The organism is Ottowia sp. SB7-C50 (assembly GCF_033110285.1).
Classification (GTDB): domain Bacteria; phylum Pseudomonadota; class Gammaproteobacteria; order Burkholderiales; family Burkholderiaceae_C; genus Ottowia.
In genome coordinates this window covers 3,016,807-3,040,526 of sequence record NZ_CP136995.1, presented here as the reverse complement: position 1 = coordinate 3,040,526, position 23,720 = coordinate 3,016,807, and the positions used below count along the sequence as shown (strand labels likewise).

The following is a 23,720-nucleotide window of genomic DNA, read 5'->3' as shown; positions in this document are numbered from 1 at the left end:
AGGGACGCGGGATCGCACTTGCTTTATTGGGGCGTTCGCTTGCTGAATTGGGGCATGGCACCCGGTCTGCGAAGCACGTGCTGTGCCGTGGATCGATGCCCAGATCGCATGGGTCTGTGCGTCAGAACCTGACCTTGTCCGCGCCCTTCAGCTGCAGGATCTCGCGCGCCTCGGCCGGCGTGGCGATCTCCAGGCCCAGGCCTTCGATGATCTGGCGCACCCGCGTCACCTGCGCCGCATTGCTCTCGGCCAGCTTGCCGCGCCCCAGCCACAGGCTGTCTTCCAGGCCCACGCGCACGTGGCCGCCCATGCTGGCCGTCATGGCGGCCAGGCTCAACTGGTGCCGGCCAGCGCCGAAGGCCGACCAGCGATAGTCTTTGCCAAAAAGGCGATCGGCCGTGCGCTTCATGTGCGCCACGTCGTCGGGGTGGGTGCCGATGCCGCCCAGGATGCCGAACACGGTCTGCACGAAGAACGGCGGCTTGACCAGCCCGCGGTCGACGAAGTGCGCCAGGTTGTACAGGCCCGAAGTGTCGTAGCACTCGAACTCGAAGCGCGTGTCGGTGCTGGCGCACTGGGCCATGGCGTACTCGATCTCCTTGAACGAGTTGCGGAACACCAGGTCGCGGCTGCCTTCCAGCGCCTCGCGCTCCCAGGCGTGCTTGAACTCCTTGAAGCGATCCAGCATGGGAAACAGCGCGAAGTTCATGGAGCCGACGTTGAGCGAGGCCACTTCCGGCGCAAAGTGCGCCACCGGCTTGATGCGCACCTCGATCGGCATGTAGGGCGAGCCGCCGCTGGTCAGGTTCAGCACCGCGTCGGTGCGTGACTTGATCTGCGGCAGAAAGCGCCCGAAGGCTTCCGGCGTCTGGTCAGGCCGGCCGTCCACGGGGTCGCGCGCGTGCAGGTGGATGATGGCGGCGCCCGCTTCGGCCGCGCCCACCGAGGCCTCGATGATTTCTTCCGGCGTCACCGGCAGGTAGGGCGACATCGACGGCGTGTGGATAGCACCCGTCACCGCGCAGGTGATGATGACCTTGCTCATGCGGCTTCCTTCGATGAGGGGACCTTGTCGGATGCGATCAGGTGGTCCTGGTACGCGTCGCGCAACAGGCTCTTTTGCATCTTGCCGGTGGCGCCCAGCGGGATGCTGTCGACGAAGATGACGTCGTCGGGCGTCCACCAGCGGGCGATCTTGCCTTCGTAGAACTGGAGCAGTTCATCGCGCGTGACTTCGGCCCCGGGCTTCTTGACGACGATCAGCAGCGGCCGCTCGTCCCACTTGGGGTGGCGCGCCGCGATGCAGGCGGCCATGGCGACCGCCGGGTGCGCCATGGCGATGTTCTCCAGGTCGATGGAGCCGATCCATTCGCCGCCGGACTTGATGACGTCTTTGCTGCGGTCGGTGATGTTCATGAAGCCGTCGGCGTCGATGGTGGCGACGTCGCCGGTCGGGAACCAGCCATCGACCAGCGCGCCTTGCGCCTCGCCCTTGAAGTAGCCCGAGGCGATCCAGGGCCCGCGCACCATGAGCTCGCCCGAGGTCTTGCCGTCGTGCGGCAGCGGCTGGCCGTTGACGTCAACGATCTTCATCTCGACACCGAAGACGGTGCGCCCCTGCTTGAGTTGCAGTGCGCGGCGCTGGTCGGCGTCGAGGCTGGCGTGCACAGGCTTGAGTGCGGCGGTGGTGCCCACGGGGCTGGTTTCGGTCATGCCCCAGGCGTGCAGCACCTTGACGTCGTGGCGCTGCTGGAAGGCGTCCATCATGGCGGGAGGGCAGGCCGAGCCGCCAATGATGGTGCGGCGCATGGTGGAGAACTTCAAGTTGTTGCCTTCAACGTGCGTGAGCAGCCCCTGCCACACCGTCGGCACGCCGGCCGAGACGGTGACGCCTTCGGCCTCGAACAAGTCGTGCAGCGACTTGCCGTCGAGCGCCGGGCCGGGAAACACCAGCTTGGCGCCCACCATGCACGCGACATAAGGCAGGCCCCAGGCGTTGACGTGGAACATGGGCACGACGGGCAGGATGGTGTCGGCCGACGATACGTCGAGCGCATCGTGCAGCGCGGCGGCAAAGGTGTGCAGCAGCGTCGAGCGGTGACTGTAGAGCACGCCCTTGGGGTTGCCCGTGGTGCCCGACGTGTAGCACAGCGACGACGCCGTGCGCTCATCGAACTCGGGCCAGACGAAGTCGTCGGGCTGGGCCGCCACCAGTTCTTCGTAGCACAGCAGGTTGGGAATCTTGGTCGTCTCCGGCATGTGCGCGCGGTCCGTCATGGCGACGAAGTGGCGCACCGTCTTCACGCGCGAGGCAATGGCCTCGATCAGCGGCAGGAAGGTGAGGTCGAAGAACAGCACCTGGTCTTCGGCGTGGTCGGCGATCCAGGTCAGCTGGTCGGGGTGCAGGCGCGGGTTGAGCGTGTGCAGCACGGCGCCCGAGCCGGACACGGCGTAGTACAGCTCCAGGTGGCGGTGGCCGTTCCAGGCCAGCGTGCCGACGCGGTCGCCCGGCTTGACGCCCAGGGCCGCGACGGCGCGCGCCAGTTGGCGTGCGCGCCGGCCGAGATCCTTGTAGGTCATGCGGTGAATGTCGCCTTCGACGCGGCGCGAGACGATTTCGCGCTCACCGTGCTGGCCTTCGGCGTGCACGAGCAGGCTGGAGATCAGCAGGGGCCGATCCATCATCAATCCGTTCATGGGGGAGTCTCCTGAATATCAAAGAATGAAAAACATCAAGCCAGCCAGCGCAACATTCCGATGGCGAGCGCGGCGATGAACAGCGTCTCGCCGACCATGAACACCACGGGCTTGAGGCCCACATCGATCAAGTCGCGCAACTGCGTCTTCATGCCGATGCCGGCCATGGCGGCCACCAGAAACCAGCGCGACACGTCGCTGCCAGTGCTGGAGACGGCGGCCGGCAGCCAGCCTGTGCTGTTGATGACCACGAGCACGGCAAAGGCCACCGCGAACCAGGGCAGCAAAGGCGGGCGGGCGCCGCCAACGTCGGCCGTGCCGGTGGCGCGCGTGTACATCACCGCGAACAGGATCACCGGCAGCAGGGCCGCCACGCGCATCAGCTTGACCAGCGTGGCGGTATCGCCCGTGGCCTGCGACATGCCGTAGCCCGCGCCCACCACCTGTGCCACGTCGTGGATGGTGGCGCCCAGAAATACGCCGGCCGTGTGGGCGTCCATGCCCAGCCACGTGGCCAGCATGGGGTAGAAGATCATGGTCAGCGTGGACAGCGCAGAAACGCCCACCACGGTGAACAGCGTGGCGCGCTCCTTGAGCGGGTGCGAAGGCAGCGCCGCCGACAGCGCCAGCGCGGCCGATGCGCCGCAGATGGCGGTGGCCCCGCCGCTCAGCAGCCCGAACAGCACGTTGAAGCCCAACCACCTTGCCACGACCATCGACACGCCGATGGTCAGCACGAGGCACACGGCCACGACCACCACCGGCTCCCAGCCCAACGCCACCACCTGCGAGGCGGTGATGCGCAGGCCCAACAGCGCCACGCCCCAGCGGAGCACATGCCGCGCAGTGAACTCGATGCCGGGCTTGCACACGCCTTCCATCGAGAGGAAGTTCATCGCGATGCCGAGGATGAGTGCGAACAGCATCACCGGCGCGCCGTAGTGCTGCGACAGGAAGGTGGCCGATGCCGCGACCACCGCGCACGCCAGCATGCCGGGAAAAAGCGTGCGCAGGCGCGTCGGCAGGCCGGCGACTAAAGAAGGGGTCGGTGCCGCCGGCTGCATGATCAATCGGTCAAGGGATCAGAACCGTGGCCCCGGTCGTCTTGCGCGACTCCAGCATCTTGTGGGCTTCGGCCGCGTCGGCCAGGGCAAAAGTCTGCTGCGGCTCGCTCACGATGCGCCCGGCCAGCACGTGGTCGAACAGTTCCTTGGCCATTGAGAGCATGTGCGCGCGCGGCTGGATGTAATGCATCATTGCCGGGCGCGTCATCCAGATGGAACCCTTGACGGCCAGCAACTGCGAATCCACCACCACCGAGCCGGAGGAAGTGCCGTTGCTGATCAGCGAGCCGCGCGGCTGCAGGCTGTCGAGCGAGGCCATCAGTGTGTCCTTGCCGACCGAGTCGTACACCACCGGCACGCCCTTGCCACCGGTCAACTCGCGCACGCGCTCGGCGATGTTCTCGCGCGAGGTGACGATGGTGTGCGTGCAGCCGTTGGCCTTGGCGACGGCGGCCTTCTCGTCGGTGCTCACGGTGCCGATCATGGTCACGCCCATCGCACGCGCCCACTGGCAGGCGATCAGGCCAACGCCGCCGGCGGCAGCGTGGTACAGGATGGTTTCGCCGCCTTTGAGCGGATAGACCTGGCGGAACAGATACTGCGCCGTCATGCCCTTCATCATCAGCGTGGCGGCGGTGCTGTCGGAGATGCCATCGGGCAGCGGAATCAGCACCTCGGCCGGCATCACACGCACCTGCGAATAAGCGCCCTGCGGACCGATCAGGTAGCCCACGCGGTCGCCGACCTTGATGTCGGTCACGCCTTCGCCCACGGCCTCGACCACGCCCACGGCGTCAGAACCCAGCCCGTTGGGCAGCTCCAGCGGGTAGCGACCCGTGCGGAAGTAGGTGTCGATGAAGTTGACAGCGATGTAGGTGTGGCGCACACGCGCCTGGCCCGGACCGGGATCGCCCACCTCGACATCCACGAACTGCAATACCTCGGGACCACCGATTTCGTTGAAACGTACTGCCTTGACCACGATGCTTTCCTTTCGCCGTTCGGCGCTGTGTGCTGTATTCAATCCAACTTGATGCCGTAGGCCTTCACGATCTCGGCATTGCGTGCGTGCTCCTCGCGCACCTCGCGCGCCGCCTGCTCCAGCGAGCGCGGCACGATGGGGTCGAACCCCGCGGTGGCCGCGCGGTCCCGGAACGTCTGGGTGGCGGCGATCTTCTGCAACACCTCATGAATCTGCGTGGATACCGGCGCTGGCAGCTTGGACGAGGCGATCACGCCGACCCAGTTGCTGAAGTTGATGTCGGGGTAGCCCAGTTCGGTCAGCGTCGGCGTGTTGGGGTAGTCGGGCAGGCGCGTCTTGTATGCGACGCCCAGCAGCTTCACGCGACCCGAGCTCACGAGGGGTCTGGACGTCACCGCGCCGTCGAACATCAGGGGGGATCTGCCCGCCCATCACTTGCGCCAGTGCAGGCGCCGAACCTGGAAACGCCACATGCTGCAGGTCCAGCCCCGCCTTCTGGTTGAGGATGGCGCCGGCATATTGCGAACTGGTGCCCGGCCCATACGAGGCGTACGAAACCTGGCGCGGGTGCGACTTGACATAGGCCACCGCTTCCTTGAAGTCCTTGGCCGGAAACTGCGGCGCGGCGATCAGCACCATGGTGGACTGCGACATGAGCGCCACCGGCTTGACGTCCTTGAGGGGATCGAAGCCGCCCTTCAGCACATGCGGGATCTCGGTCAGGATGTTGCTGGCCGTCACCATCAGGGCCTGACCGTCGGCGGGCAGCGACAGCATGTATTTCACGGCAATCGCGCCGCCCGCACCCGGCTTGTTTTCGACCACCACGGGCTGCTTGATTTCCTGCGCCAGCAGGTCGCTGATGATGCGCGCGGTGGCGTCCATGGTGCCGCCGGCCGGGGCAGGCACGATGAGTTTGACCGGCTTGTCGCCGAAGGCGAAACTGGCCGAAGAAGCCAACGCCGCAGCGGCGGCCAAGGCGAGCGAAGCAAAACGTGAAACGTGTGTCATGTGCTTGGAATGGCCGAACTGCCAGAAGGGTGGAACAGGCGAAACCCCTGAGCGGGCGCGCGGCACGCGCCCCTCGGGACGAAAAGAAGAAAACGAGCGAAAGACTGTCGCGCGGGCGGTGACTCAAGCCGCCTTGCGCAGAAAACCTTGCTGACCGCCGTTGCGGTTGGGCGCGAAGCCGTTGGCCAGCAGGGACTCCTCGACCGTGTCGTAGAAGACGCCGATGCGGCAGATCTCGCGCGCCTGCTTGGCGGTGGCGATGGGGCGGCCGAACTCGCGCGAGATACGGACCAGCTGCTCGATCTGCTCGACGGTGCTCATGCGCTCGGTGCGCGACTGGTTCCACAGGTTGTCTTCAATGCCGCAGCGCACGTGCAAGCCCATGGCGATGCCCATCATGTTAATCGGCAGCACGTTGCGCATCGAGCTTTCCACCGTCAGCACGGCGCCGTCGGGCGTGGCGCGCACGAAGTTGGCCAGGTTGTAGATGTTGGGCGCGTCCATGCCGCCGCCGATGGCCACCCAGTTCATCACCAGCGGCCCCTTGTAGATGCCGCGCCGCATCAGGCGCTCGACCGACTCGAAGCTATTGATGTTGTAGCACTGGAAGGCACTCTGGATGCCTGCCGCATTGAGCCTGCGGATGTGCTCCTCGGCCCAGCCCGGTTGCGCCGGCACCGTCATTTCCTTGTAGGCGTGGTAGACCTCGGGGTCTTCCATCGACGTGCCCTTGATGTCCGCGTCTTCCCAATGCTCGACCACGTTCATCTGCGAGGTGTTGATGGTGACCGTGACCTGGTCGGGCTTGGGCTCCAGTTCGGCCAGCATGTGGCGCGTGTCGTCGCTCAGCCATTTGGCGGCCGCGCCTTCGGTCTCCGGTGCGAAGCTGATCGAGCCGCCGACCTGGATGATCATCTCGGGCACCGCCTTGCGCACGCCGGCGATCAGTTCGTTGAACATGGACAGGCGCTTGCTGCCCTTGCCGTCCAGCTCGCGCACGTGCAGGTGCAGCACGGTGGCGCCGGCGTTGTAGCAGTCCACGGCTTTCTGGATCTGCTCCTCCATCGTGACCGGAATGTCTTCGGGAAAATCGGAGGGCACCCAGGCCGGCGCGTAGGGCGCGGCGGTGATGATCAGGGGTTGCTGGTTTTCGGGGTAAAGGGCACCGTCGAGAAAGTTCATGACTTCGACCTCAGGAAAAGGGTGAAACGAAGGGGGTGACTCAGCTTGCGGACAGTCGCTCGCGTGTCGCGTCAGAACGGGGCGTCGCCCATGATGGCGGCGCGCTCCATCTTGCGGGTGCAGGGTGGGTAGTCCATGACGGCGTAGTGCTGCACCGAACGGTTGTCCCACATGGCCACGTCGTTCGGCTGCCAGCGCCAGCGCACCTGGTATTCGGGAATCTGCGCCTGGCTGATCAGGTAGGCGAGCAGGCTGGACGCACCGGGGCTGTAGTCCTGGCCGTAGCGCACGTGGGCTGCGGTGTGGAAGTTCGTGAAATGCGTGGTGAAACCGTTGACGAAAAGGATTTTTTCGCCGGATTCCGGGTGCGTGCGCACCACCGGGTGCTCGGCGTCGGGGAATTGCGCCTTCAGCGCCAGGCGCTTCTCGATCGGCATCGCCGCGCCAAAGCTGGCTTCGATGCTGTGGCGCGCGCGCAGGTGGGCGATCTGGTCCTTGATGTGCTGCGGCAGCTTTTCGTAAGCCAGGCGCATGTTGGCCCACATCGTGTCGCCGCCCACTTCCGGGCGCTCGATGCAGCGCAGCACACACGCCATGGGCGGCTTTTCGCGCCAGGTGGCATCGGCATGCCAGCTGTTTTCATAGCGCTCGGCCGGGCTTTGCGCGCTGCGGTAGACGAGCACGAGGCCAGGGTGGTCGGGGTCACTGCCCACCACGGGGTGATCCTCCAGTTCGCCGAAGTGGCGCGCAAAGCCGACGTGCTCGGACCGCTGGATGTTCTGGTCGCGGAAGAACAGCACGCCGTATTGCACCAGCAGCGCACGGATCTCGTCGGCCAGGCCTGCGTCGCGCGAAGCGTCGCCCAGGTTCACGTTGCGCAATTCGGCGCCAATGGCGCATGTGACAGGGTGGACCTGAATGCCGCGCGTCAATACGGCGGGTGCCTTTGCAGCCGGTTGGGCAGTGGCGGTGCTCATCTTTCGTCTCCTTCTTGTGCAGCCCTGGAAATGGGCCATGCACTCATTGATGACGTAGATTAGCCCTGGCCGGGCAGCCGCGCCCCCTACTTGAAGGAGGGGGTGGGGCGGAAGGGCTGCGCAGCCCCGCGCCGTCAGGCGGGCGAGTCGATCAGGCCCAGAATCCGCGCCCGTTGCACCACCTGTTTGCGCGTACCGGCATCCAGCTTGAAGAACAGGTTCTTCACGTGCCACTTGATGGTGGTTTCGCCCACGTCCATCGCGCGGCCGATCTCCTTGTTCGACAGGTTGCGTGCCAGCAGCAACAGCACTTCGCGCTCTTTCGGGGTCAGCACGCCGCCTTGCTGCGCGACGGCCACCGGGGCGGGCCGCGGCGGCGCTGCTTCCGCATGCAAAGACACCGGTTGTTGCGTGCTCTCGTCCGACAAGGTGGCCATCCAGGCGGCCAGGTCGGGGTGCGCGTCGGTCAGCACGCGGCGCAGGCCGTAGGTGGAAGCCAGGTCGAACGCTTCGCGCAACAGGTGTTCTGAATCTTGGCCGCAGCGCGCCAGGGCGAAGGCGCGCAGGCCCAGCAATTCGATGTGCAGACGGCCGAGCTTGACCTCCCGCGCGTATTCATCGGCGCGCGCCAGTGGCGCCAGCGCTTCGCGCCATTGTTTGGCCGCAATGGCCGCATACCCTTGCGCCTGGTCACGCAGCGCCTGCACGCTTCGGTGCCACACAGGGCCGCGCGCAGGCGCGCCGTCGATGCCGGTTTCCTGCTGGATGAGCACATCGATTTGTGCGCACAGGTCTCGGCAGGTCTGGGCGCGGTAGGCGCGCGCGTGCAGGCGCACCTGCTCCAGCAGGCTGGCTATCCGCAGGCGGGGCAAGCTGCGCGCCGCCGCCGTGGCGTCCAGCGCGCCCAGCAGTTCCAGCGCGCGGTGCTCGGCGCCATCGGCCAGCGCCACGCGCGCAGCCGTCCGATAGGCCAGCAGCAGCGCCTCGGGAAGCCCGCTGTGCTCCAGGATGTCCAGCCGGTCAGCCAGCAGCGCGGCCGCCTCGGCGGGCCGGTCGCCTTCCCAGGCCGTGGCCGCCAGCAGCGCCGCCAGCATGCAGCTGAAACGGTTGCGACGCCCCAGTTCCGCCTCGATGCTGGCCAGCGCGGGCTTGAGCACCTGTGCCGCCTGCTGCACCTGGCCCTCCCAGATGTAGCTCAGGCCGGTGATCAACTCGCTCCAGCGGCCAATGTAGGCGTAGCCGTCGGCGCGTCCTTCCGGCGGCGTCTGTTGCAGAAACAGGCGCGCCTGCGCGGGCTGCCCTGCCAGCAGCGCGCGATAACCCATGCGGTTGGCGTAAACCCGGGCAAGCAGGCTGTCTTTCACCGGCACGGCGTCGGCCCAGGGCTCATGCAGGGCGATGAAGCGATCCATGTCGTCCGCAAACACGGCCGCCCCGCTGAGGATCAGTGCACACTCGCGCCGCACCGCGTCGCCCACGTTGGGCAGGGCGAGAATGCGCTGGACATAGCGCTCTGCCTCGGCATGGCGCTCGCTCGAGGCCAGCGTCCACGCCACCGCCAACAACAGGCGCGGGCGCCGGTCCAGTTCGTCTGCCGGCATGTCTTCCAGCCAGGTCAGCACGGCGCCTTGCCGGCCCCGCTGCATCAGCGATTCATAAAGGCTGCGCTCCGCCAGGTCGTAGGCCACCTGGTGCTGGCCCGCTGCCAGCGCATGCCGTGCGGCCGCATCCAGAAAGCCTTGGTCGGCCAGCCAGCCCGCCGCACGCGCATGGGCGTGCTGGCGCTGCTCGGCGGGCAGGGTGCCGAAGTGCTCGCGCAGCGCGTCGCGCACCACCGCGTGCATGCGCCGCCACACGCCGCCCTCTGCGCTGACGAAAACCGGTGTTTCCAGGCTCAACCGCGCCAGGCGGTCAGAGGCGTCGGCGTCGTCGGTCACCACGCGGCACAGGTCGGGATGCAGGTGATCGAGGATGGCGATGCGCACCAGAAAATCGCGGTCTTCCGTGGCCAGGTTGGCCAGCAGCAAGGCCACAAGCTGGCCTTGCATTTCGCTGCCGAGCAGCGCCATGCCCGTCACCCCGGCGCCGGCATCGCCGCTGCGCAGCACCACGCTGAGCGCCAGCTGGAGCCCGAGCGCCCATCCCTCCGTCAAGGCATGCAGCCGCGCGGCGATGCTGCGGTCGACCCGCGCGCCCGCCCGCGCCTGCACCAGTTGCAGCGTTTCGTCCAGATCGAAGCGCATCAGCGCCGGATCGACCACCACGCATTGGCCGTAGGCGATCAAGTCGTCCAGATCGATGCGCCATTCGGGCCGCGCGGCAATCACGGTGCGCAGGTTGGATGGCGCCTGGCGCAGCAGATAGAGCAGCGTGTCGCGCGATGCCGCGGGCAGCTTTTCGGCTTCGTCCACGATCAGCACCACGTCCAGGGCCGACTGCGCCAGTTCGGCCATGAAGACGGTCACGTGTTCAAGCGGGTCGTCGCCGTCAAATTCGATGGCCGCCTGCCCGAAGGAGGCACGCCCCGACGCCACGCGCACCGCCAAGGCCACGCACTGCACCAGGCGATGCGGGTCATCGCGCGTCTGCGCAGATAACCAGGCGACGGCGACGCCCATCGACTGAACTTCCTTGCGCCACTGGGCCAGCAGGGAGGTCTTGCCAAACCCCGCGGGCGCCTGAACCATCAGGATCGCCGCGTCCCGCAGCGCATCGGCCTGCGTCGTCAGGCGCGCGCGCGGCACCAAATTGCGTGGCACACGCGGTGGCGTGACCTTGAGGAGCAGGTCCTGATAGGCGACCGCGCGGCCGGAGGTGATGGATCGACTTGCCAAAGCTGCCTGTTCGCGATGGGGGCTGCAGGCATTTTCCGACAAGACGCATGCTGCTGGACGCCAGCGTTTTCCCGAGCGTGGCCAGGATGGCGCGCGCCCATCCAGGTGGGCAGGGGTGACCGCGCAGAAGGCGGTCACCCGGCCATGACGGTCTCCGTCAGGCCGCCGCCTCAGCGCGCTGCGCCACCGCGCCGCGCAGCGAATGCGGCAGCGCCTCGGTGATGGTGACGTCGATCATCTGGCCGACCAGGCGCGTGCTGTGGGGGCCGCCGTCGAAGTTGACGATGCGGTTGCATTCGGTGCGGCCCATCAGCTCCTGCGGGTTCTTGCGCGACGGGCCTTCGACCAGGATGCGCTGCACGGTGCCCACGCGGCTGGCGCCGATGGCGCGCACGTTCTGTTCGATGGTGGCTTGCAGGTGCTGCAGGCGCTTCAGCTTCACGTCGTGCGGCGTGTCGTCGGCCAGGTTGGCGGCGGGCGTGCCGGGGCGCGGGCTGAAGATGAAGCTGAAGCTGGCGTCGTAGCCGACGTCGTCGATCAGTTTCATCATCTTGCCGAAGTCGTCTTCCGTCTCGCCCGGAAAGCCGACGATGAAGTCGCTGCTCAGGCTGATGCCCGGCCGCACGGCGCGCAGCTTGCGGATGATGCTCTTGTATTCCATCGCCGTGTAGCCGCGCTTCATCGCCATCAGGATGCGGTCGCTGCCGTGCTGCACCGGCAGGTGCAGGTGGCTCACCAGCTGTGGCACCTTGGCGTAGACGTCGATCAGCCGCTGCGTGAATTCGTTGGGGTGGCTGGTGGTGTAGCGAATGCGCTCGATGCCGGGGATTTCGGCCACGTACTCGATCAGCAGGGCAAAGTCGGCGATTTCGTCGGACTCACCCATCGGCCCGCGATAGGCGTTCACGTTCTGGCCCAGCAGCGTCACTTCCTTCACGCCCTGGTCGGCCAGCCCGGCGACTTCGGTCAGCACGTCGTCGAAGGGGCGTGAAAACTCCTCGCCGCGCGTGTAGGGAACCACGCAGTAGCTACAGTATTTAGAGCAACCCTCCATGATCGAGACGAAGGCGCTGGCGCCCTCGACGCGCGCCGGCGGCAGGTGGTCGAACTTCTCGATTTCGGGAAAGCGGATGTCGACCTGCGGGCGCTGCTGCTGCTCGCGCTGCGACAACAACTCGGGCAGGCGGTGCAGGGTCTGCGGGCCGAACACCACGTCCACGTAGGGCGCGCGCCGGATGATTTCGTCGCCCTCCTGGCTGGCCACGCAGCCGCCGACGCCGATCAGCACGCCCTTCTTCTTGAGGTGCTTGACCCGGCCCAGGTCGCTGAACACCTTCTCCTGCGCCTTCTCGCGCACCGAGCAGGTGTTGAACAGGATCAGGTCGGCGGCCTCGGGGTCGTCGGTCGGCTCGTAGCCCTGGGCGGCGCCCAGCACGTCGGCCATCTTGTCCGAGTCGTACTCGTTCATCTGGCAGCCAAAGGTCTTGATGAAAACTTTGCGGGACATGGCGTGTCTCCGGGGGGAAAGAGTGAAAGGAGGCCCACGCCCGCGCGGCGGGCCGGGCGGCGCCCAGGCGGCTTTCAGTTGCGGTAGATCAGCGGATCGGCCGGCGTGTCGGGCGTGGCCGTGACGCCCAGGCGCGGGCGCAGCGGCCGCTCGGCCTCGGCAGGCGTCAGCAGCCAGACTTCGCGCACCAGATGGGCCGGGTCGCGCAGGTAATTGGCGGTGAAGGTCTTGCCGCGCAGCGAGCCGGTCAGCGCGATGGTGTTGCGCTCGGTGCGCACGATGGCCCCCGGCGCCAGGCGTTCACGCTTGTCGTTCAGCACCACGTCGTGCGTGCCGGTGAAGGTGATGCTGCCTCGCTCAACCTTCTGCGGAAACAGGCGCTGCGCCTGCGCCTGCAGCGGAAATAGCGCCGCAGCCGGCGCCAGAAAAGCGCAAGACGCCATTAAAAAAGAAGCAAATGGGGATTTCGAGCAGCGGTTCATGGTATCTGTCCAGAGGCTGTTGAAACGGTTCGGGGTGAAGGCGCCATTTTACGCGGCAGGCTTGCGGCAGCCTTGTCGCGTGCCGCGTAGACTGTGGCAACACCCTCGCCCATACCCTTGCCATGACCGTCAGCGCGCTCGATTTGTTCAAGATCGGCATCGGCCCCTCCAGTTCGCATACCGTGGGGCCGATGCGCGCGGGCGGGGCGTTCGTGCAGGCCGCCGCGCAGGCCGGGCTGCTGTCTGCGGCGCAGCGCGTGCAGATACGGCTGTACGGCTCGCTGGCGGCCACGGGCATCGGCCACGGCACCGACCGGGCCGTGATCGCCGGGCTGATGGGCATGGCGCCCGATAGCGTCGACCCCGACGCGATGGCCCAGGCCGTCGATGCGGTGCAGATCGATGCGCGTCTGCCGCTGGCCGGCGCGCACGCAGTGCCGTTTGAGTGGCAGCGCGACCTGCAGTTCGTGCCCGCCAACCTGCCGTGGCACCCCAATGCGCTGCGCCTGACGCTGCACGGCGACGCGGGCGTGCTGGCCGAAAACACCTACTACTCGGTCGGCGGCGGTTTCATCGTCGACGAGGCGCAGGCTGCGGCGGGGCAGGCGGGCGGCGCGCCTGTGGCGGTCGAATTCGGCTACGAATCGGGCGAGCAACTGCTGGCGCTGTGCCGCCAGCACGGGCTGCGCGTGGCCGATCTGGTGCGCCGCAACGAGCGCGCCTGGCGCTCCGACGCTGACACGCGCACCGCCCTGCTGGCCATCTGGCAGGCCATGAAGGCCTGCGTGGCGCGCGGGCTGACGCAAGAAGGCGTGCTGCCGGGCGGCCTGCAGGTGGCCCGTCGCGCGCCCGCCATGCACCGCAAGCTCAACGCGCGCGACGCCCGCCCCAACCTCATCACGCAGACCTTTGCCGCCATGGACTGGGTCAATCTGTACGCGCTGGCGGTGAACGAGGAAAACGCCGCCGGCGGCCGCGTGGTCACCGCGCCCACCAACGGCGCGGCCGGCATCGTGCCGGCGGTGCTGCATTACTTCATGGACTTTCAGCGCGGGGCGCACGACGACGACGTGGTCGACTTCCTGCTGGCGGCCACCGCGATTGGCGTGCTGCTCAAGCGCAATGCGTCGATTTCGGGCGCGGAGGTGGGTTGCCAGGGCGAGGTCGGGTCGGCCTGCGCCATGGCGGCGGCGGGGCTGGCGCAGGTGCTGGGCGGCACGCCCGAGCAGGTCGAGAACGCCGCCGAAATCGGCCTCGAACACAACCTGGGCCTGACCTGCGACCCCATCGGCGGCCTGGTGCAGGTGCCCTGCATCGAGCGCAATGCCATGGCCGCCGTGAAGGCCATCAACGCCGCGCAACTGGCGCTGGCGGGCGACGGCACGCACAAGGTCAGCCTGGACGCGGCCATTCGCACGCTGCGCGACACCGGGCACGACATGCTGGACAAGTACAAGGAAACCTCGCGCGGCGGGCTGGCGGTGGCGTTTACCGAGTGCTGACGCGTGCGGTGGGCCGGCCAGGGGATCGGGGGCGATGGGTCAGGCGGAACCAAGGGTTTTGCCGGAATCGCGCAACCCGCATTTTTAGGGTCAACAAAATGACCTCTGGCGCTTGTCTGGCAAGCAATGGTAGCTATTGTTGAGATAGCAATCGAGTGTCCCTATCACAAACGCCCATCGGCTTTTCAGGCCCGCACGATGCAAGAATGGCGCATTGGCTGCCGCGTGCGTGCGCATCCCCGGCAGCGTCGACTGCGGAGTGACCCCCCATGAAACGAGATTCCCTGCCGGCCGCGCCCCAAGCGGCCGATGTCCAGCCCATCAGCCGCGACGTGCTGGCCGAAAAGTACTTCAAGCCCGGCGAAACGAGCCTAGAGCAGCTCTACGGCCGCGTGGCGCGCGCCCTGGCCAGCGTCGAAAAGCCCGAACTGCGCGCCGAATGGGAACAAAAGTTCCTGTCCAACCTGTGGGCGGGCGCCATTGGCGCCGGCCGCATCATGAGCGCGGCCGGCACCGACATCCAGGCCACGCTCATCAACTGCTTCGTGCAGCCGGTGGGCGACGCCATCCAGGGCGTGGACGCCGACGGCTACCCCGGCATCTACGAAGCCCTGCGCGAATCGGCCGAAACCATGCGGCGCGGCGGCGGCGTCGGCTACGACTTCTCGCGCATCCGCCCCAAGGGTGCCGATGTGAAGGGCACGCACAGCATCGCCAGCGGCCCGTGCAGCTACATGAACGTGTTCGACCAGAGCTGCTCCACGGTCGAAAGCGCCGGCGCGCGGCGCGGCGCGCAGATGGGCGTGCTGCGCATCGACCACCCGGACGTCATCGAATTCATCACCGCCAAGCGCACGCCCGGGCGCTGGAACAACTTCAACGTTTCGGTCGGCGTCAGCGACGCCTTCATGAAAGCCGTGGCCGAAGGCGCCGACTGGGAACTGGTGCACAAGGCCAAGCCCGGCCAGAAAGTGCTGGACAAGGGCGGCTACCAGCGCGCCGACGGCCTGTGGGTGTACCGCAAGCTGCCCGCGCGCGAGCTGTGGGACACCATCATGAAGTCCACCTACGACTTCGCCGAGCCGGGCATCCTGTTCCTCGACCAGATCGGGCGCGACAACAACCTGAACTACTGCGAGAAGATCGAGGCGACCAACCCGTGCGTGACCGCCGATACGCGCCTGGCGACGCAACATGGGCTGGTTCGTATCGGCGATCTGTACGAAAGCGGTGCCAATTTGCAGGTGACTGTGGATGGACGCTCGCTGGCCGAGCCGGCGCCTGGCATGACGACTCGACCCGCGAAACCGGCCTTCATGACCAGTCGCGACGCGGAGGTGTTTAGGGTCACCACCGAAGATGGATACGAAATCAAGGCCACCGCCTGGCACGATTTCTACACCGCGCGCGGCAAGATCAAGCTGTCCGACTTGCAAGTGGGCGATGAACTGTGGGTGCAATCGGGCAAGGGGCAGTTTGGTCAGCAAGGCAGCGAGGAACTGGGTCTGCTGCTCGGCTTGATCACTGGCGACGGACATTTCACCCATCGTGGCAAGGGTCAGGAAGCTGCCTGCATCAACCTCTGGAACGAGGAACGTGTGCTGGCTGAACGCGTCACCGGCATCGTCAATGGCTTGATTGCCGGCTTGTCAGCGAGGCCGCGGCAATACCGGGCCGCGCCTGTGGCTGTGGTCGAGCGCCAACACGTGTTTATCCGTTCGGTGCTGCTGGCACGCGCGCTCGCGGCTTTGGGCTTCACGCGAGAAACCAAGCTGCGCGTGCCCGAGGTCGTATGGCAGGGCAACGAAGCCTGCGTCAAAGGCTATCTGCGCGCACTGTTTCAGACAGACGGCACTGTGAATGTGTCTGGCAACAGCCAAAGCTGCTCAATCAGGCTGAGTTCAAGCTATCCGGCGCTGCTCAAAGACGTGCAGGTGGTCTTGGCGAACTTGGGTATACATGCCCGTTTGCGTTTGCGTCGGCGTGCTCAGATCAAGTCCATGCCCGATGGCAAAGGCGGCCACAGCGACTACCCGTGTCAGGCGCAATACGAACTGATCATCGACGGGCAATCGCGCGAGCGCTTCATGCAGGAAGTGGGTTTTCTGCTGCCACACAAGACTGCGAAGTACCAGGCCTGGGTTGCTGACAAAGTCCTTTACAAGACCCAGCGCGCAGTGAGCCGCATTGCCGAGATCGTTGCCATCGGGCGCGAAGCGGTGTTTGACACGACCCAGCCGGATGGCAACGCGGTGATTTTCAATGGGCTGGTGACGGGGCAATGCGGCGAACAGCCGTTGCCGCCCTACGGCTGCTGCGACCTGGGCCCCATCATCCTGACGAACTTCGTGCAGAACCCGTTCGGCGCGGGCGGCGAACCGGCGTTCGACTTCGAGCGCTTCGAGCAGGTGGTGGCCACGCAGGTGCGCGCGCTCGACAACGTGCTGGACGTCACCTTCTGGCCGCTGGAGCAGCAGCGCGCCGAAAGCGCGGCCAAGCGCCGCATTGGCGTCGGCTTCACGGGGCTGGGCAACACGCTGACGATGCTGAAGCTGCGCTACGACCGCGCCGAAGGCCGCGACATGGCGACGCAGATCGCCCGCCGCATGCGCGACGCCGCTTACCGCGCATCGGTCGAGCTGGCCAAGGAAAAGGGCGCTTTCCCCAAGTTCAACGCCGACGGCTACCTGGCGCCCGGCACCTTTGCCAGCCGTCTGCCGGACGACCTGCAGGCCGCCATTCGCCAGCACGGCATCCGCAACAGCCACCTGCTGTCGATTGCGCCCACCGGCACCGTCAGCCTGGCCTTTGCCGACAACGCCTCCAACGGCATTGAGCCGGCCTTCAGCTGGGGCTACAAGCGCAACAAGCGCGAAGCCGACGGCAGCAAGAGCAGCTACACCGTCGAGGACCACGCCTTCCGCCTGTACCGCTCCTTGATCGATAGCACGGTAACGCCGGATGACGCGGGCAAGCTGCCCGAATACTTCGTCAACGCGCTGGAGATGACGGCGCAGGAACACGTCGCCATGATGCAGGCCGTGCAGCCCTTCGTGGACACCAGCATCAGCAAGACCGTCAACATTCCCGAGGACTATCCGTACGAGGACTTCAAGGACCTGTACCGCCAGGCGTGGACGGCGGGCCTGAAGGGCCTGGCCACCTACCGGCCCAACAGCATCCTGGGCGCGGTGCTCGAAACAACCCCCGTCAAGAAAGACGAGCCGGCGCCCGCTTCCAGCGCCCCGGCGCCCACGCCGGCCGTGCCGTACGACCCGATGCGCAGCGTGATCGAGAAGCGCCCGGCCGGCGGACTGCCGGCCGTGGCCGAGAAGATCGAATACTGGACCAGCGACGGGCAGCAGCGCCTGTACCTGATCGTCACCTTCCTGCCCGTGCCCACGGCCGACGGCAAGGGCACGGTCGAGCGCGCCATCGAATTCTTCATGCCCGTGGGGCAGAGCGGCGAATCGCAGCAGTGGATCACCGCCACCATGCGCATGCTGAGCCTGGCCGCACGCGGCGGCTTCCTCGATCGCGCGCTGTCCGACATGCGCAAGGTGACCTGGGACCGCGGCCCGGTGCGCCTGGGCACCTACGAAAAAGCCGACGGCACGCACGTGCCGCGCTGGCACGACAGCGAAGTGGCGGCCATCGGCTACGCCATCGAAAGCCTCATCGCGCGCCGCGCGCTGGCGGCGCAGGGCGATCTGTTCGACGCCGACGAACTGCCGGTGAACGAGCCCGCCGTCGATTCGGCCGCCGCGGTGGCGCCCGGCGTCATGGCCGGCAAGAAATGCCCCGAATGCGGCGCCCACGCCATGATCCGCAAGGACGGCTGCGACTATTGCACGCACTGCGGGTTTGTGGGCAGCTGCGGGTGACATGAAGGGTCGCTTACTCGCTTCGGCGAAGCGGCGTTGACCATGTCGGCGCGGCTTCGCTGGCTCGGCTCGGGGTGGATGGCGGCGCTGGCGCTGGCCGGATGTGGCGGCGGCGGCGGCGCGCCCGGCCCAGTCGACGCCAGCGCCTGGGTGGATGCACAGCGGCTGCAAGCCTTTGGCGCGGCGCACACGGTGGAACTGGGCTTCGACGGCCAGCACGCCTACATCCAGCGCGACGGCGCGCGTGCCGTGACAGGCACCGGCGGGCGCCCTGATCTGGCGTACATCGGTGATTCCGGCGCGCCAGCCGCAGGCCAGGCGACGCAGTGGGTCAGCTTTGATCTGCGCTCGGTGAACTACTTTGCGCACCAGGGCCAGCACCTGCCGCTGGGCCTGCGCTTTGCCCAATACCCCGACCCGATCAGCAGCGGCACCGCGCCGACCGGGGTCGAGGGCAAGATGATCTTTCTGGGCCGCGACGGCGGTCTGTGGGACTGCGCGCACCCGCAGGACGTGGGCGTGTACTTTGAATCGCGCGTGTCGGGCCGCGGCGCGGTGGACGACATCTCGGCCGTCAAGTGCGCGCACGACCGCGTCGGGCTGGTGGATCGCGTGTCGTACCACGTGCGGCTCGAAGCCGACGCGGGGCGCATGCGCTACCGCATCAGCGACAGCGCATCGGGCCAGCTGCTGTCGGCGGGCGAACGGGTGACACCGACTACCCGCCGCTCGCGTGGAACCAGCCCTTCATGCGCCTGGTCGCGGCAGGCCAGCCGTCGCCCTACCTCGGCCGCTGGCGCGCGTTGAACGACAACACCGGCTTCGCTTTCGTCGCGGCCATGACGAACACCGCCACGCCGTGGTCGCTGACCTTCTCGAACGTCGCCACCGGCTGGCTGCCGTGACGGGCGGCGCCCTGCGTTGACCTGGTTCATGGCAAGGTCGGCGCCGTTCGATTGAAATGGGGGCGTCCAGGAGTTTGCAGTGCCCGACGTCAAGCCTTCCGTTCCCATCCAGCCGCAGCCGCCAGCCGCGCCGGCCCGCGCCCCGCGGCCCGCGCCGGTCACCGGCCCATGGCAGCTGCGCACGCTGCTGGCGGCGCCGCACCGGCTGGGCTTTTTGCTGGCGATGGTGGTGCTGGTCGCGGCCAGCGTGTGGTGGCTGCTGGTGCAGGCCGACCGGGTGGGTGGCTGGCTGGGCCTGGGCTATGTGCTGTCGCCCACGCTGGCGCACGCGGCGGTGATGGTGTTCGGCTTCATGCCGCTGTTCTTTTCGGGCTTTCTGTTCACCGCCGGGCCCAACTGGCTGCGGGTGGAGCCGCTGCCCGCCGCGCGCCTGCTGGGGCCGCTGTTGCTGCAGGCGGGCGGGTGGCTGGTGTGGCTGGCGGGCGTGCATCTGGGCGCAGGGCTGGCACTGGCCGGCCTGGTGCTGGCCTGCGCCGGGCTGGGCTGGATGGTGGCGCTGTTCTGGCAACTGATCGGCGCCAGCGCCGTGCAAGACCGCGTACACGCCCGCGCGGTGGGCATCGGCGGTCTGGTCGGCGTGGCGTGCCTGGCGGGCACCGCGCTGGCGGTGCTGGCGGGCCACGACACGCTGGCGCTGCTGATGGTGCGCACGGCGCTGTGGGGCTTTATCGTCGTGACGTACGTCAGCGTGGCGCACCGCATGATCCCGTTCTTCACGGCCAACGTGCTGCCGATGATCGAGCTGTGGCGGCCGTTCTGGGTGCTGTGGCTGATGCTGGGCGTGGCCGCGTTCGAGGTGCTGGCGCTGTGGGTCGACCACGCCGCGCCGTCCGACAGCGCCTGGCCGCTGTGGACGGTGCTGGTGATCGCGGTCGAACTGGCGGCCGGCGGCGTGCTGCTGTGGCTGGCCGTGGTGTGGGGCGTGGTGCAGAGCCTGAAGATCCGCCTGCTGGCCATGCTGCACGTGGGCTTTGCATGGCTGGGCGTGGCGCTGGTGTACAGCGCGGCATCGCAAGGGCTGTGGCTGCTGACCGGGCGGCCGGTGCTGGGCCTGGGCGCGCTGCACGCGCTGGGCATGGGTTTCCTCGGCTCGATCATGATCGCCATGGTCACGCGCGTGTCGTGCGGGCACAGCGGGCGCGCGCTGGTGGCCGACAACGTGGTGTGGGCGCTGTTCTGGGCGCTGCAGGTGGCCGTCGGCGTGCGGCTGGTGGCGGCGGTGCAGGGCATGCCGCTGGCCTGGACGGCGCTGGCCGCGCTGCTGTGGACGGCGGTCGTCACCGCCTGGGCCTTGCGTTACGCTAACTGGTATGGAAGACCCCGCATCGACGGCAAAGCCGGCTGACCTTTCGCCCGCGCTGGGCCAACCGCGTCCGCCCGAAGTGGTGGAACTGGCCCACGCGCTGATCCACACGCGCCAGACCATCCTGCCCAAGCGGCTGGGCGATCCCGGCCCCGACGCCGCGCAGGCGCAGGCCATCCTGGGCGCCGCCGCCAGCGCCCCCGACCACCACGAACTGCTGCCCTGGCGCTTCATCGTGGTGCCGGCCGGCGCGCGCGATCGGCTGGCCGACGTGTTTGCCACCGCGCTGGTCGAGCGCGACGCCACCGCCACGCCGCAGCAGATCGCGCAGGCGCGCGAAAAGGCCTACCGCTCGCCGCTGCTGCTGCTGGCCGTGGTGCGACTGCGCGACGACGACGCCGAGATCGAGCCACAGGAGCGCATCGTCTCGGCCGGCTGCGCGGTGCAGAACATGCTGCTGATGGCGCACGCGCAGGGCTTTGGCGGCGCGCTCACCAGCGGCAAGGCACTGTCGTCGGCGCCGCTGCGCGCGTTGTTCGGCCTGGCCGACGACGAACAGGCGCTGTGCTTTGTCAACATCGGCACCGTCATCAAGGCCAAGCCGGTGCGCCTGCGGCCCGTGGCAGCGCAGTACGTCAGTACGCTGGCTACCTGATTCATTTGCTATTTTTTATATAGCTACCTGCGCTGTCGGATAAAGCGCTGAGGCCACTTTTCATGCCCACAACACACAGCCCCTCGATGCACCAGCGCCGCGCCCTGGTGCTGTTTTCTGGCGGACAGGATTCGACCACCTGCCTTGCCCAGGCGCTGACGCGCTACGCCCATGTCGAAACGATGGGCTTCGACTACGGCCAGCGCCACCGCGTCGAGCTGGACCAGCGCCTGGCCGTGCTGGGCGCACTGCGCGCACGTTTTGCCGGCTGGGCCGCTCGGCTGGGCGACGACCACCTGATCGACCTGGCGGTGCTGGGGCAGATCAGCGACACCTCGCTGACGCGCGATGTCGCCTTCGCCATGGAGCGCAGCGGCCTGCCCAACAGCTTCGTGCCGGGGCGCAACCTGGTGTTCCTCACCTTCGCCGGCGCGCTGGCCTACCGGCGCGGGCTGGACGTCATCGTCACCGGCGTGTGCGAGACCGACTATTCCGGTTACCCCGACTGCCGCGACGACACCATGAAGGCCATGCAACTGGCCCTGTCGCTCGGCATGGACCAGCGCTTCCTGATCGACACGCCGCTGATGTGGATCGACAAGGCCGACACCTGGCGGCTGGCACACGGGCTGGGGCAGCAGGCCGATGCGCACGGTGGCGGTGATGCGCTGGTGCAGCTGATCGTCGAACACACGCACACCTGCTACCTGGGCGAGCGCGCGGTGCGCCACGACTGGGGCTATGGCTGCGGCGCCTGCCCGGCGTGCGAACTGCGCGCGCAGGGCTGGGCGCGCTGGCGCGGCGCGGCGGGCTGACGCGGGGCAAACCACCCGCCAAGCTCAGGCCGCCGCAGCCGTCACCAGCCGGAAGCGCGCGCCAGCGTCGCTAGCGGCTGGTTCGAACTGCCAGCGCCGGCCATGAAAGGCTGCCACGCTGGGCCGGTGTGCTATCGAAATGAGTGCGCCACCGCCGCGCTCCGTCAGCGCGCGCAGCTTTTCGTACAGCGTCTGCTCGGCCGCGATGTCGAGCGCGCTGGTGGCCTCGTCGGCCAGTATCCAGGCCGGTTGCCGCAGCAGCACGCGCGCGATGGCCAGGCGCTGCTGTTCGCCGCCGCTCAGCTTCTGCGTCCAGTTGTCGCGGTCGTCCAGCCGCTCGGCCAGGCCGGGCAGCAGCGCTTCTTGCAGCGCCGCCTTCAGTTGTGCGTCGGTGTAGCGGCCGGTCGGCTCGGGGTAGGTCAGTGCGTCGCGCAGCGCGCCGTCGGGGAAATAGGGCCGCTGCGGAATCACCATGGCGCCCGCCGGCAGCGCGATCTGGCCGCTGGCCCACGGCCAGATGCCGGCCAGCGCGCGCAGCAGCGTCGATTTGCCGCTGCCCGAAGGCCCCTGGATCAGCGTGTGCTGGCCCGGCGCGGCGCTCACATCGGCCCCGCGCACCAGCGTGGCGCCGTCGGGCAGTTGCAGCGTCAGGCCGTGGGCGGCCACTGCCGCCTCGCCAGATGCTATATTTTGAATAGCTGTCTGCGCTTGACCCATCTGCGCTGCAGCCGCATTGGACTGCGAAAGCGCGCCCTCGAAGCTGGTCAGGCGCTCGGTGGTGGCGCGCCAGGCCGCCAGGCTGTCGTAGTTGTCGACGAACCACGACAGCGCGTTTTGCACGCGGTCGAAGGCGCTGGCGATCTGCATCAGCTGTCCCAGCTGGATGGCGCCACTGAAAAAGCGCGGGGCGGCGACGATGAATGGAAACACCATCGCCGCCTGCCCGAACAGGTTGGTGAAGCCGACCAGCTGCTTCTGCTTGGCGATCAGCTTCAGGTAATTGGCCAGCACGGCGGAAAAGCGCGTGGCCAGGTTCTGTTCTTCGACGCGCGCGCCCTTGTCGAGCGCGATGGCTTCGCTGTATTCGCGCACGCGGACCAGGTGGTGGCGAAAGTTGGCCTCGCGCCGCTGCTGCTCGAAGTTGAGGCCGATCAGCGGCCGGCCGATGTAGTGCGTCAGCACGCTGCCCACCGCGCAGTACAGCACCGCCATCCACACCATGAAGCCGACGATGGTGTATTCGGTGCCGCCCAGGGTGAACGTGAAGCTGCCCGACAGCCCCCACAGAATGCCGACAAAGCTGGCCAACGTGACCACGGCGTTCAGGAAGCCCATCGACAGCCCGACGGTCTGCGTGGTGAACAGGTGCACGTCTTCCTGCAGTCGCTGGTCGGGGTTGTCGGGTACGCGCTGGCCGGGCTCGGGCAGGCCGGAGGTCTGCCGCGCGTCCTGCGCCGGCGCGATGTAGCGGCCCAGTTCCATGCGATAAAACGCGTCCCCCGCCAGCCAGCGGTGCATCAGGTCGCGCGTCATCCAGGCGCGCCAGCGCAACTGCAGCAGTTGCGTCAGGTAAAAGCGGTAGACGGCGATGACGATGAAGATCATCGCCAGGTACGTGAAACGCCCCAGCTGCGTCCAGAACACCGCCGCGTCCTTGTTCTGCAGCGCGTCGTAGAACACGCGGTTCCACTCGTTGATCTGCACCAGCATGTACACCGCGCCCAGGTTCAGCAACACGATGGCCGCCAGCAGCCCGCGCGCGCGCCACTTCTCGGCCGAGTCGCGGAAGTAGGGCGCCGACAGGTGCCAAACCTGGCGCAGGAAGAGGCAGAAGCGGGTGAATCGGTCGGCCAAGGCCAT

At 67.5% G+C, this 23,720-nt stretch carries 16 protein-coding genes and 1 pseudogene; 6 read left to right on the top strand and 11 right to left on the bottom strand.

Features of this window, described 5'->3' with window-relative positions:
- Positions 1-121 precede the first annotated feature (121 nt).
- The 10 genes and pseudogenes from R0D99_RS14510 to R0D99_RS14465 all read right to left on the bottom strand — a co-directional run bounded on the left by R0D99_RS14510 (position 122) and on the right by R0D99_RS14465 (position 12,697).
- Entirely contained in the window at positions 122-1,045 is a 924-nt protein-coding gene (locus R0D99_RS14510; RefSeq protein WP_317748871.1) for a 3-keto-5-aminohexanoate cleavage protein, read from the bottom strand.
- Positions 1,042-2,697 carry a 3-(methylthio)propionyl-CoA ligase gene (locus R0D99_RS14505; protein ID WP_317748870.1) on the bottom strand — a complete coding sequence of 552 codons (1,656 nt, stop codon included), beginning with the start codon at positions 2,695-2,697 and terminating at the stop codon, positions 1,042-1,044. Before R0D99_RS14505 ends, R0D99_RS14510 begins: the two co-directional genes overlap by 4 nt.
- 35 nt (positions 2,698-2,732) lie before the next feature.
- Positions 2,733-3,761: a YeiH family protein gene (locus tag R0D99_RS14500; protein ID WP_317748869.1), complete on the bottom strand. Its 1,029-nt coding sequence runs from the start codon at positions 3,759-3,761 to the stop codon at positions 2,733-2,735.
- 10 nt (positions 3,762-3,771) lie between these two features.
- Complete coding sequence (locus tag R0D99_RS14495; RefSeq protein ID WP_317748868.1) at positions 3,772-4,743, bottom strand: quinone oxidoreductase; 972 nt, start codon at positions 4,741-4,743, stop codon at positions 3,772-3,774.
- 38 nt (positions 4,744-4,781) lie between these two features.
- Positions 4,782-5,754 (bottom strand): annotated as a pseudogene (locus R0D99_RS14490) (Bug family tripartite tricarboxylate transporter substrate binding protein).
- Between the two features lie 123 nt (positions 5,755-5,877).
- A complete protein-coding gene (locus R0D99_RS14485; RefSeq protein WP_317748867.1) occupies positions 5,878-6,936 on the bottom strand; it encodes a 3-keto-5-aminohexanoate cleavage protein in 1,059 nt (352 codons plus the stop codon).
- Positions 6,937-7,007: 71 nt separating this feature from the next.
- The gene (locus R0D99_RS14480; RefSeq protein ID WP_416365899.1) at positions 7,008-7,913 is read right to left on the bottom strand and encodes a TauD/TfdA dioxygenase family protein; all 906 of its coding nucleotides are present in this window, start codon (positions 7,911-7,913) and stop codon (positions 7,008-7,010) included.
- A gap of 134 nt (positions 7,914-8,047) precedes the next feature.
- Positions 8,048-10,672: a LuxR C-terminal-related transcriptional regulator gene (locus R0D99_RS14475; RefSeq protein WP_317748866.1), complete on the bottom strand. Its 2,625-nt coding sequence runs from the start codon at positions 10,670-10,672 to the stop codon at positions 8,048-8,050.
- 232 nt (positions 10,673-10,904) lie between these two features.
- Positions 10,905-12,254, bottom strand: coding sequence for a tRNA (N6-isopentenyl adenosine(37)-C2)-methylthiotransferase MiaB (gene miaB / locus R0D99_RS14470; RefSeq protein ID WP_317748865.1), 1,350 nt, complete (start codon positions 12,252-12,254; stop codon positions 10,905-10,907).
- A gap of 74 nt (positions 12,255-12,328) precedes the next feature.
- Positions 12,329-12,697: a hypothetical protein gene (locus tag R0D99_RS14465; RefSeq protein ID WP_317748864.1), complete on the bottom strand. Its 369-nt coding sequence runs from the start codon at positions 12,695-12,697 to the stop codon at positions 12,329-12,331.
- 161 nt (positions 12,698-12,858) lie between these two features.
- On the opposite strand from R0D99_RS14465, the gene R0D99_RS14460 reads away from it, so the two are divergent.
- From R0D99_RS14460 to queC, 6 genes are all read left to right on the top strand, one after another.
- The gene (locus R0D99_RS14460) at positions 12,859-14,238 is read left to right on the top strand and encodes an L-serine ammonia-lyase (RefSeq protein ID WP_317748863.1); all 1,380 of its coding nucleotides are present in this window, start codon (positions 12,859-12,861) and stop codon (positions 14,236-14,238) included.
- A 269-nt stretch (positions 14,239-14,507) separates the two neighbouring features.
- A complete protein-coding gene (locus R0D99_RS14455) occupies positions 14,508-18,122 on the top strand; it encodes an LAGLIDADG family homing endonuclease (protein ID WP_317748862.1) in 3,615 nt (1,204 codons plus the stop codon).
- A 42-nt stretch (positions 18,123-18,164) separates the two neighbouring features.
- On the top strand, positions 18,165-18,929 hold the full coding sequence (locus R0D99_RS14450; RefSeq protein ID WP_317748861.1) for a hypothetical protein: 765 nt from the start codon (positions 18,165-18,167) through the stop codon (positions 18,927-18,929).
- 177 nt (positions 18,930-19,106) lie between these two features.
- Entirely contained in the window at positions 19,107-20,432 is a 1,326-nt protein-coding gene (locus R0D99_RS14445) for an NnrS family protein (protein WP_317748860.1), read from the top strand.
- On the top strand, positions 20,398-21,045 hold the full coding sequence (locus R0D99_RS14440) for a nitroreductase (RefSeq protein ID WP_317748859.1): 648 nt from the start codon (positions 20,398-20,400) through the stop codon (positions 21,043-21,045). Before R0D99_RS14445 ends, R0D99_RS14440 begins: the two co-directional genes overlap by 35 nt.
- Before the next feature lie 62 nt (positions 21,046-21,107).
- On the top strand, positions 21,108-21,860 hold the full coding sequence (gene queC, locus R0D99_RS14435) for a 7-cyano-7-deazaguanine synthase QueC (protein WP_317748858.1): 753 nt from the start codon (positions 21,108-21,110) through the stop codon (positions 21,858-21,860).
- Positions 21,861-21,884: 24 nt separating this feature from the next.
- Here the strand turns inward: queC and R0D99_RS14430 are convergent, their stop codons facing one another.
- Complete coding sequence (locus tag R0D99_RS14430) at positions 21,885-23,720, bottom strand: ABC transporter ATP-binding protein/permease (RefSeq protein WP_317748857.1); 1,836 nt, start codon at positions 23,718-23,720, stop codon at positions 21,885-21,887.

Excerpts from the sequence above, each read along its gene's own strand:
- R0D99_RS14430 (WP_317748857.1), bottom strand. The coding sequence starts at position 23,720 with ATGGCCTTGGCCGACCGATTCACCCGCTTCTGCCTCTTCCTGCGCCAG.
- R0D99_RS14465 (WP_317748864.1), bottom strand. The coding sequence starts at position 12,697 with ATGGCGTCTTGCGCTTTTCTGGCGCCGGCTGCGGCGCTATTTCCGCTG.
- R0D99_RS14455 (WP_317748862.1), top strand. The coding sequence starts at position 14,508 with ATGAAACGAGATTCCCTGCCGGCCGCGCCCCAAGCGGCCGATGTCCAG.
- R0D99_RS14450 (WP_317748861.1), top strand. The coding sequence starts at position 18,165 with ATGTCGGCGCGGCTTCGCTGGCTCGGCTCGGGGTGGATGGCGGCGCTG.
- R0D99_RS14505 (WP_317748870.1), bottom strand. The coding sequence starts at position 2,697 with ATGAACGGATTGATGATGGATCGGCCCCTGCTGATCTCCAGCCTGCTC.
- queC (WP_317748858.1), top strand. The coding sequence starts at position 21,108 with ATGCCCACAACACACAGCCCCTCGATGCACCAGCGCCGCGCCCTGGTG.
- R0D99_RS14485 (WP_317748867.1), bottom strand. The coding sequence starts at position 6,936 with ATGAACTTTCTCGACGGTGCCCTTTACCCCGAAAACCAGCAACCCCTG.
- R0D99_RS14510 (WP_317748871.1), bottom strand. The coding sequence starts at position 1,045 with ATGAGCAAGGTCATCATCACCTGCGCGGTGACGGGTGCTATCCACACG.
- R0D99_RS14480 (WP_416365899.1), bottom strand. The coding sequence starts at position 7,913 with ATGAGCACCGCCACTGCCCAACCGGCTGCAAAGGCACCCGCCGTATTG.
- R0D99_RS14440 (WP_317748859.1), top strand. The coding sequence starts at position 20,398 with ATGGAAGACCCCGCATCGACGGCAAAGCCGGCTGACCTTTCGCCCGCG.
- R0D99_RS14500 (WP_317748869.1), bottom strand. The coding sequence starts at position 3,761 with ATGCAGCCGGCGGCACCGACCCCTTCTTTAGTCGCCGGCCTGCCGACG.
- miaB (WP_317748865.1), bottom strand. The coding sequence starts at position 12,254 with ATGTCCCGCAAAGTTTTCATCAAGACCTTTGGCTGCCAGATGAACGAG.
- R0D99_RS14460 (WP_317748863.1), top strand. The coding sequence starts at position 12,859 with ATGACCGTCAGCGCGCTCGATTTGTTCAAGATCGGCATCGGCCCCTCC.